Origin of the sequence: Streptomyces sp. M-16, from assembly GCF_052114405.1 — a bacterium.
In the GTDB taxonomy this organism is placed as follows: Bacteria; Actinomycetota; Actinomycetes; order Streptomycetales; family Streptomycetaceae; genus Streptomyces.
This window is the reverse complement of record NZ_JBFRER010000182.1, coordinates 1-10139: the sequence shown is the minus strand read 5'-3', so window position 1 is coordinate 10139 and position 10139 is coordinate 1. Positions and strand designations below refer to the sequence as shown.

2 protein-coding genes are annotated in these 10139 nt (G+C 75.9%); both read left to right on the top strand.

The window, feature by feature from the left end; all coding sequences use genetic code 11:
- Positions 1-9 precede the first annotated feature (9 nt).
- Complete coding sequence (locus tag AB4039_RS39790) at positions 10-8628, top strand: SDR family NAD(P)-dependent oxidoreductase (protein WP_442273064.1); 8619 nt, start codon at positions 10-12, stop codon at positions 8626-8628.
- A gap of 29 nt (positions 8629-8657) precedes the next feature.
- A partial coding sequence (locus AB4039_RS39785; protein ID WP_442273063.1) for a type I polyketide synthase occupies positions 8658-10139 on the top strand: 1482 nt, incomplete at its 3' end.

The window sequence follows — 10139 nt, the reverse complement described above, 5'->3', positions numbered from 1 at the left end:
GTCCTCACCATGGGGATCCAGGAGACGGCGGAGGCGGTCGGTGCCGAGGTGGTCACCACCGGCTCGCTCCGCCGTGACGAAGGCGGCCTGCAACGCTTCCTGACCTCCGTCGCCGAGCTCTTCGTGCGCGGCACCGACATCGACTGGGCGCAGCTCTTCGAGGGCACCGGCGCCCGCCGCGTCGACCTGCCCACCTACGCCTTCCAGCGCACCCACCACTGGCTGCCCGCAGCCCCCGCCGCCCGCGCCGACGCCGACGGGCCGGAGCCCCTCGGCTACCGCGTCGGCTGGCACAGCCTGCGCGGCGACGACAGCGCCGCCCGGCTGCACGGTCGCTGGCTGCTCGTCCTGCCCGACTCCCCGGCCGGCCGCGCCGACGCGGAATCCGCCMGGCAGGCCCTCACCGGCCTCGGAGCAGCCGTGGAGACCCTCGCCATCGATCCCGTCCACGCCGACCGCTCCCTCCTGCGGGCCCACCTCGCCGAGGCCGCCGGCCGCCCCGGCGCCCAGCCGCTCACCGGTGTCCTGTCGCTGCTCTCCCTCATGCCCGGCGAGCACCCCGACCACCCGGGCGTCCCCCTCGGTCTCACCGCCACCCTCACCCTGACGCAGGCCGCCGCGGACGCCGGGACCGAGGCCCGCCTGTGGGCCGCGACCACCGGCGCGGTCGCCGTGTCGCCCGCCGAGTCCCCCTCGCCCGTACAGGCCCAGACCTGGGGTCTGGGGCGGGTCGCCGCGCTGGAACTGCCCTCCCAGTGGGGCGGTCTCGTCGACCTGCCCGCCGAGCCCGACGCCCGCTCCTTCCGGCGGCTGGCCGCCTTCCTCGCCGCGCCGGGAGCGGAGGACCAGGTCGCCGTACGCGGGTCCGGCACCTATGGGCGCCGGCTCCTCCCGGCCGCCCCCGGCCGCACCGCGCAAGCCCCTGCCGGGCACGGCACCGCCTTGATCGTCGGCGACACCGCTCCCGTCGCCGGAGCCCTCGCCCGCCGGCTGCTCGCCGACGGCGCCGGGCACGTCGTCCTCGCCGGACCCGCCGCGACCCTGCCCGACCTCTCCGGCGAGGACTTCGCCGACCTCGCCGACCGCACCACCCTCGGCGCGTGCGACCTCGCCGACGACGCCGGGCTGCGCTCCCTCCTCGCCCGGTACACGCCCTCCGCCGTGTACGTCGCCCCGCCGGCCGCCGCGCTCACCGCCCTCGGGGACACGACCCTGGAAGGCTTCGCGGCGGCCGTCACCGCCAAGAGCGGCCTCGCGGGCCGTCTCGACGCCCTGCTCGGCACGCTCCCCGACGGTGCCGCGCCGGACACCCTCGTCCTGTTCTCCTCCGTGGCCGGCGTGTGGGGCGGCGCCGGGCAGGGCGGCTACGCGGCCGGCACCGCCTACCTCGACGCCCTTGCCGAACAGCGCCGCCACCGCGGGCTCCCCGCCACCTCGGTGGCCTGGACCCCCTGGCGGGACGCCCTCACCGGGCCCGCCGCCGAGCGGCTCCTCCGCGCGGGCCTGGCCCTCCTGGAGCCCGAGCGGGCCCTCGACGCACTCGGCACGCTCGTCGCCCGCCGCGACAGCGGCATCGTCGTCGCCGACGTCGACTGGGAACGCTTCGCGCCCGCCTACACCGCCGCCCGCCCCGGCACCCTCCTCGATGAACTGCCCGCCGTACGGGCGCTGCGCGCAGCCGAACGGCGGGCCGCCGAGGACGCCCGCGACACCCCCGGAGCCCTCGCAGCCGGCCTGCGCGGGAAGAACGCCGAGGAGCGGCGCCGCGAACTGCTGCGGCTGGTCCGTACGCACGTGGCGGCCGTCCTCGGCCACAGCTCCGCCGAGGACGTCACCCCCGACCGGGCGTTCCGGGAACTCGGCGTGAACTCCGTGACCGCCGTCGAACTGCGCAACAGGCTGCGCGAGGCCACCGGGCTGGAACTGCCGGCCTCCCTCGTCTTCGACCACCCCACCAGCGCGGCCGTCGCCCGCCACCTCCACGAACTGGCGTCGGGCGGACCCGACGAACAGGCGGACGGACCGTTCGCCACCGCCCCCGCCGGCGGGGACGCGGAACCCGTCGCGATCGTCGCCATGGCCTGCCGCTTCCCCGGCGGCATCAACACCCCCGACGAGCTGTGGCAGCTGGTGCGCGGTGGCGGCGACGCCATCTCCACCTTCCCCACCAACCGTGGCTGGGACCTGGACGGCCTCTACGACCCGGACCCCGACGCGAAGGGCCGTACGTACGTCCGCGAAGGCGGATTCCTCCACGAGGCCCCCGACTTCGACCCGGAGTTCTTCGGCATCTCGCCCCGCGAGGCCCTCGCCATGGACCCGCAGCAGCGGCTCCTGCTGGAAACCTCCTGGGAGGCCATGGAGCGGGCCGGAATCGACCCCGGCCTGCTGCGCGGCAGCCGGACCGGCGTGTTCGTCGGCACCAACGGCCAGCACTACATGCCGCTGCTGCAGAACGGCGACGAGGACTTCGACGGCTACCTCGGCACCGGAAACTCCGCCAGCGTCATGTCGGGCCGCCTCTCGTACGTCTTCGGGCTCGAAGGTCCCGCCGTGACCGTCGACACCGCCTGCTCGGCGTCCCTGGTCGCCCTGCACCTGGCCGTGCAGTCGCTGCGCCGCGGCGAATGCGGCCTGGCCCTCGTCGGCGGCGCCACCGTCATGTCCACGCCCGAGATGCTCGTCGAGTTCTCCCGCCAGCGCGTCATGTCGCCCACCGGCCGCTCCCGCGCCTTCGCGGCCTCCGCGGACGGCGTCGCCCTGGGCGAGGGGGCCGGCCTGCTGCTCGTCGAGCGGCTCTCCGACGCCGAACGCAACGGGCACCCCGTCCTCGCCGTCATCCGCGGCTCCGCCGTCAACCAGGACGGCGCCTCCAACGGCCTGACCGCCCCCAACGGCCCCTCCCAGCAGCGCGTCATCCGCCAGGCCCTCGCCGACGCCGGTCTGGAGCCCGGTGACATCACCGCCGTCGAGGCGCACGGCACCGGAACGGAACTCGGCGACCCCATCGAGGCACAGGCCGTCCTCGCCACCTACGGCGAAGGCCGCTCCACCGAGCACCCGCTGTGGCTCGGATCCGTGAAGTCCAACATCGGCCACACCCAGGCCGCCGCCGGAGTCGCCGGCGTCATCAAGATGGTGCTCGCGCTGCGCGGCCGGACCCTGCCCCGCACCCTGCACGTCGACGAGCCCACCCCGCGCGTCGACTGGTCGTCCGGCGCGGTGTCCCTGCTCACCGACGACGTCGACTGGCCGCAGGCCGACACCCCCCGCCGGGCCGCCGTGTCCGCGTTCGGCATCAGCGGCACCAACGCCCACGTCATCGTCGAGGAAGCCCCCCGCCCCGCCGCCACCGGCCCCGACACCGCGCCCGGCGCCGACACCGGCACCGACGGGTGGGAGGAGGTCACCGTCCCGCTGCTGCTGTCCGCGCGCTCCGACAACGCCCTGCGCGCCCAGGCGGCCCGGCTGCGCGCCGGACTCCTCGAACACCCCGGCACCCACCCCGCCGACGCCGGGTACACCCTGCTCAAGGCCCGCTCCCGGTTCGCCCGCCGGGCCGCCGTCATCGGCGAGAGCCGCGAGGAGATCCTCGACGCCCTCAACGCACTCGCCCAGGACCGGCCGCACCTGGCCGTACTGCGGGGGGCCGCCGGCCCCGGCGACCGCGTCGTGTTCGTCTTCCCCGGCCAGGGCTCCCAGTGGCCCGCCATGGCCGACGGGCTCCTCGACCGCTCGCCCGTCTTCCGGGAGGCCGCCCTCGCCTGCGACGCCGCCCTCGGCTCTTACCTGGACTGGTCCGTCATGGACGTCCTGCGGCAGGTCCCCGGCGCGCCCTCGCTCGGCCGCGTCGACGTCGTCCAGCCCGTCCTGTTCACCATGATGGTGTCGCTGGCCGCCGCCTGGCGGTCCCTCGGCGTCCACCCCTCGGCCGTCGTCGGCCACTCCCAGGGCGAGATCGCCGCCGCGTACGTGTCCGGCGGGCTCTCCCTCGACGACGCGGCCCGCATCGTCGCCCTGCGCAGCCAGGCCTGGCTGACCCTCGCGGGCAAGGGCGGCATGATCGCCGTATCGCTGGCCCCCGACGCGCTGCGGCGCCGCCTGGAGCGCTTCGGCGACCGGCTGTCCGTCGCCGCCGTCAACAGCCCCGGCACCGCCGCCGTCGCCGGGGAGCCCGCCGCCCTGCGCGAACTCCTCGACGAGCTGACCGCGCAGGGCGTCCACGCCCGTGCCATCCCCGGCGTGGACACGGCCGGGCACTCCGCCCAGGTCGACGCCCTCAAGGAGCACCTCCTGGAGGTCCTCGCCCCCGTCGCCCCGCGGACCGGCGGGATCCCCTTCTACTCCACCGTCACCGGCGGCCTCCTCGACACCGCCGCACTGGACTCCGCGTACTGGTACCGCAACATGCGCGAACCCGTCGAGTTCGAGCGGGCCGTGCGCTCCCTCATCGCCGACGGCCACGAGGTCTTCCTCGAATCCAGCCCCCACCCGATGCTCGCGGCCTCCCTCCAGGAGACCGTCGCCGACACCGGCGCCCACGCCGCCGTCCTCGCCACCCTGCGCCGCGACAAGGGCGGTGCCCGCTGGTTCGGCGCCGCGCTCGGCATGGCCCACGTCAGCGGCGTCGAGATCGACGCGGACGCCCTCTTCGGCAGCGGGTCCCGCCGGGTGGAACTGCCCACCTACCCCTTCCAGCGCGAGCGCTACTGGTACAACGCGCCCGCCCGCCGCGGCGACGCCGCCTCCGTGGGCCTCCACGAGGCCGGGCACCCCCTGCTCGGTGCCGGCGTCGAACTCCCCGAGTCCGGATCGGTCGTCTACACCGCCCGCATCGGCGCCGACACCCAGCCCTGGCTCGCCGACCACGCCCTGCTGGGCACCGTACTGCTGCCCGGCGCGGCCCTCGTCGACCTGGCCCTGTGGGCCGGCCGGCAGTCCGGCTGCGACCGCCTCGACGAGCTGATCCTCCAGGCCCCCGTGGTCCTGCCCGACACCGGCGCCGTCGAACTGCGCCTGCTCGTCTCCGCCGCCGACGGGGAGGGCCGGCGCACCCTCACCGTCCACTCCCGCGCCGCGGGCGCCGCCCCCGGCTCGCCCTGGCAGCGGCACGCGGAGGCCGTCGCCGCCCCCGCCGGGGACACGCCGCCCGCCGCCGCTCCCGGGTGGCCGGCGCCCGCCGCCCGGCCCGCGTCCCGCCCGGCCCCCGACTCCTTCTACGAGGAGTTCACCGCCCGCGGCTACGACTACGGCCCGCACTTCCGCGGCTTCCGCGACGGCTGGCGCGACGGCACCGCCGTCCACGCCGAAGTGGCCCTGCCCCCGCAGACCCGCGAGGGCTCCGCGGGCTTCGGCATCCACCCGGCGCTCCTCGACGCGGCGCTCCAGGCGATGAGCCTCGGCGCGTTCTTCCCCGACGACGGCCGCGCCCGCATGCCGTTCGCCGTCCGCGGCGTCCGCCTGCACGCCGAGGGCGCCGACCGGCTGCGCGTCACCGTCACCCCCGCCGGCCCCGACGCCGTCACCCTGCGCTGCGCCGACGAGGACGGCCGCCCCGTCCTCGACGTGGAGGAACTCCTCGTCCGTACCGTCTCCGACGAACAGCTCGCCGCCGCCGCGGGCCCCGTGGGCGCCCTGCGGGGCGGATCCCTCCACGAGGTGACCTGGCCGCGGCAGCACACCGCCGCGGCCCCGCCCGGACGCCGCATCGCCGTCGTCGGCGAGGACCACGCCAAGGTCCTCGCCGCCCTGGAGAGCACCGGCGGCCACGGCGACTGGTACCCCGACCTGGCCGCGCTGTTCGCCGACACCGACGCCGCCACCCCCGACAGCGTCGTCGTCTCCTTCCCCCAGCACCCCCGCCCCGAGGCCGCGACCGCCCACACCGTCACCCACCGGACCCTCGACCTCGCCCGGACCTGGCTGGACGCCCCCGAGCGGTACGCGCACACCGCCCTCACCCTCGTCACCCGCGGCGCCGTCGCCACCGCTCCCGACGAGCACGTCACCGACCCGGCCACCGCCACCCTGTGGGGCCTGATCCGCTCCGCCCAGTCCGAGGAACCCGGCCGCTTCGCCCTCCTCGACCTGGACCCCGCCGCCGTCGACGGCACCGCCTTGGCCGCCGCCCTGGCCGGCACCGAACCCCAGCTCGCCGTCCGCGGCGCCGCCGTCCGCGCACCCCGGCTGGCCCGCGCCGGCACCACCGACCCCCGTACGGACCTCCTCGTACCGGACGCCGGCACCACCGCCTGGCGGCTCGCCACCGACGGCAGCGGCACCCTCGAAGGCCTGCGCCTCGCCCCCGCCCCCGACACCCTGGCCCCCCTGGAGGAAGGCCAGGTACGGATCTCCGTACGGGCCGCCGGCATCAACTTCCGCGACACCCTCATCGCACTGGGCATGTATCCCGGCGAAGCGGCCGTCATGGGAGCCGAGGGGGCCGGCGTCGTCACCGAGGTCGGACCCGGCGTGAGCACCCTCACCCCCGGAGACCGGGTCCTCGGCATGTGGACCGGCGGATTCGGCCCGTACGCCGTCGCCGACCACCGCATGGTCGCCCCGGTCCCGGCCGGCTGGACCTACGCCGAAGCCGCCTCCGTCCCCGCCGTGTTCCTCACCGCCCACTACGCGCTGACCCGCCTGGCCCGGGCCACCCCCGGCCAGTCCCTGCTCGTCCACGCGGCCGCCGGCGGCGTCGGCATGGCCGCCCTGCAACTGGCCCGCCACCTCGGCCTCACGGTCCACGCCACCGCGAGCACCGGCAAGTGGGACACCCTGCGAGGACTCGGCCTCACCGACGACGCCATCGCCGACTCCCGCACCACCGGCTTCGCCGACGCCTTCCTCGCCCGCACCGCGGGCCGCGGCGTCGACATCGTCCTCAACTCCCTCGCCGGGGAATTCGTCGACGCCTCCCTGCGCCTCCTGCCCCGCGGCGGCCACTTCCTCGAACTGGGCAAGGCCGACGTCCGCGACCCGCAGACCGTCGCCGCCGCCCACCCCGGCACCCACTACCAGGCCTTCGACCTCGTCCAGGCCGGCCCCGAAACGGTCGGGGAGATGCTCCGCGAACTCCTCGTCCTGTTCGAGGCGGGCGTGCTGCGGCCCCTGCCGCTGACCGTCCACGAGGTCCGGCACGCCCGCGAGGCGTTCCGCACCCTCAGCCAGGCCCGCCACACCGGAAAGCTCGTCCTGACCATGCCGCCCGCCTTCGGGCCCCACGGCACGGTCCTCGTCACCGGCGGCACCGGCACCCTCGGCAGCGCGGTCGCCCGCCACCTCGTCACCGCCCACGGCGTACGCCACCTCGTCCTCGCCGGCCGGCAGGGCCCCGAAGCCGAGGGCGCCGCCGAACTCGCCGACGAACTCGCCGGGCTCGGCGCCCGCGTCACCGTACGGGCCTGCGACGCGGCCGACCGCGACCAGCTCGCCGCGCTGCTCGCCGCCGTCCCCGCCGCCCACCCGCTGACCGCCGTCGTCCACACCGCCGGCGTCCTCTCCGACGGCACCCTGGCCACCCTCACGCCCGAAACCCTCGACACCGTCCTGCGTCCCAAGGTCGACGCCGTACTCCACCTGCACGACCTCACCAAGGACCTCGACCTCTCGGCGTTCGTCCTCTACTCCTCCTCGTCCGCGCTGTTCGGCAGCCCCGGGCAGGGCGGCTACGCGGCCGCCAACGCCTTCCTCGACGCGTTCGCCGACCACCGCCGCTCCCTGGGACTGCCCGGCGTCTCCCTCGCCTGGGGCCTGTGGTCCAGCAACAGCCGCATGGCCGGCCACCTCGACCAGAGCGGCATGCACCGCCGTCTCGCCCGAGGCGGCGTCATGCCCCTCACCGACGCCGAGGGCCTCGCGCTCTTCGACGCCGCCCAGACACGGGACACCCCCCTCCAGGTCCCGATCCGCCTCAACCCGGCGGCCCTGCGCGCCGCCGGACCCGTCCCCCCGTTCCTCAGCGCCCTCGTCGGCACGACCGACGCCCACGCCCCCAGCGGCCCCCGGCAGCCCAGCGGCCCCACCGGCACCCTCGCCGACCGCCTTCCGGGCGTGCCCGCCGAGGAACAGGAGGAACTGCTCCTCGACGCCGTACGCGCCCACGCCGCGGCCGTCCTCGGCCACGGCGGCCCCGAGGGCATCACCGTCGACCGCGCTTTCAAGGAACTCGGCTTCGACTCCCTCACCGCCGTCGAGATGCGCAACCGGCTCGCCGCCGACACCGGGCTGCGCCTGGCCGCGACCCTGGTCTTCGACCACCCCACCCCGGTGGCCCTCGCCGCACACCTGCACCGCGCCCTCGCACCGCGGGACGACACCGCGGCCACCCCGGCCGGCGACGCCGGCGGCACCTCCGTCATGGCGGAACTCGACCGCCTGGAGGCCCTCTTCGGATCCCTGTCCGGCCGGGCCGCGCACGGCGCCGCGGGCCCCGACGAAGCCGCCCACAAGGAGATCGCCAACCGGCTCGCGGCCCTCACCGGCCTGTGGAACGGCATCGGCGCCACCAACGGCACGAACGACACCACCGGGGGCACCGGGCCCTCGGACCCCGGCGGATCCGTCGCCGTGTCCCTGGAGGACGCCGACGACGACGAGATCTTCGCATTCATCGACGAGCGGTTCTGAACCGCACAGCACGTGACGGGTGACGAGACATGGCGAACGAAGACAAGCTCCGCGAATACCTGAAGCGGGCCACGACCGAACTGCACCGCACCAGCGAACGCCTCAAGGACCTGGAGTCCCGGGCCCACGAGCCGATCGCGATCGTCGGCATGGCCTGCCGCTTCCCCGGCGGCGTCGACAGCCCCGAGGCCCTGTGGAAGCTGGTCTCCTCCGGCACCGACGCGGTCTCCCCCTTCCCGGGGGACCGCGGCTGGGACGTCGAGGGCCTCTACGACCCCGACCCCGACGCGGCCGGCCGCTCCTACTGCCGCGAAGGCGGCTTCCTGGACGCGGCGGGCGCCTTCGACCCCGCCTTCTTCGGCATCTCCCCGCGCGAGGCGGTGGCCATGGACCCCCAGCAGCGGCTGCTGCTGGAAACCTCCTGGGAGGCCCTCGAACGGGCCGGAGTCGATCCCCGGTCCCTGCACGGCAGCCGCACCGGCGTGTTCGTCGGTGCCTGGGACGGCGGCTACACCTCCGGCGTCCACGCGCCGTCCGCCCAGCTCGAAGGCGACCTGCTCACCGGCAGCGTCGTCAGCTTCACCTCCGGCCGCATCGCCTACACCCTCGGCCTGGAAGGCCCCGCGGTGACCGTCGACACGGCCTGCTCGTCCTCCCTGGTCGCCCTGCACCAGGCCGCCCAGTCCCTGCGCCGCGGCGAGTGCGACCTCGCCCTGGCGGGCGGCGTCACCGTCATGTCGACACCCGCCGTCTTCGTCCAGTTCTCCCGCCAGCGCGGTGTGGCCGCCGACGGCCGCTGCAAGGCCTTCGCGGACTCCGCCGACGGCTTCGGCCCCGGGGAGGGCGCCGGGATCCTGCTCGTCGAACGGCTCTCCGACGCCGTGCGCAAGGGACACCGCGTCCTGGCCGTCCTGCGCGGCTCCGCCGTCAACCAGGACGGCGCCAGCAACGGCCTCACCGCTCCCAGCGGCGCCGCACAGCAGCGCGTCATCCGCCAGGCCCTCGCCGACGCCCAGGTCACCGCCGCCGACGTCGACGCGGTCGAGGCCCACGGCACCGGCACGAAGCTGGGCGACCCGATCGAGGTCCAGGCCCTCATGGACACCTACGGCAGTGCCCGGGGCGGCGAACAGCCTTTGTGGTTGGGGTCGTTGAAGTCGAACATCGGGCATGCGCAGGCGGCTGCGGGTGTGGGTGGTGTCATCAAGATGGTGATGGCGCTGGAGCACGGTGTGCTGCCGAGGACGTTGCATGTGGGTATGCCGTCTTCGGAGGTGGACTGGGAGGCGGGTGCGGTCGAGCTGTTGGCCGAGGAGCGTGTGTGGCCTGAGGTGGGGCGGGTGCGGCGTGCGGGGGTGTCGTCCTTCGGGGTGAGCGGGACGAACGCGCACGTGATCCTGGAGCAGGCCCCGGTGACGGAGCCCGCCGCGGAGGCGGGCTCCCGGGAGCTGCCGGTGGTCCCCGTGGTGGTGTCCGCCAGGTCGGCGGCGGGCCTGCGCGACCAGGTGGAA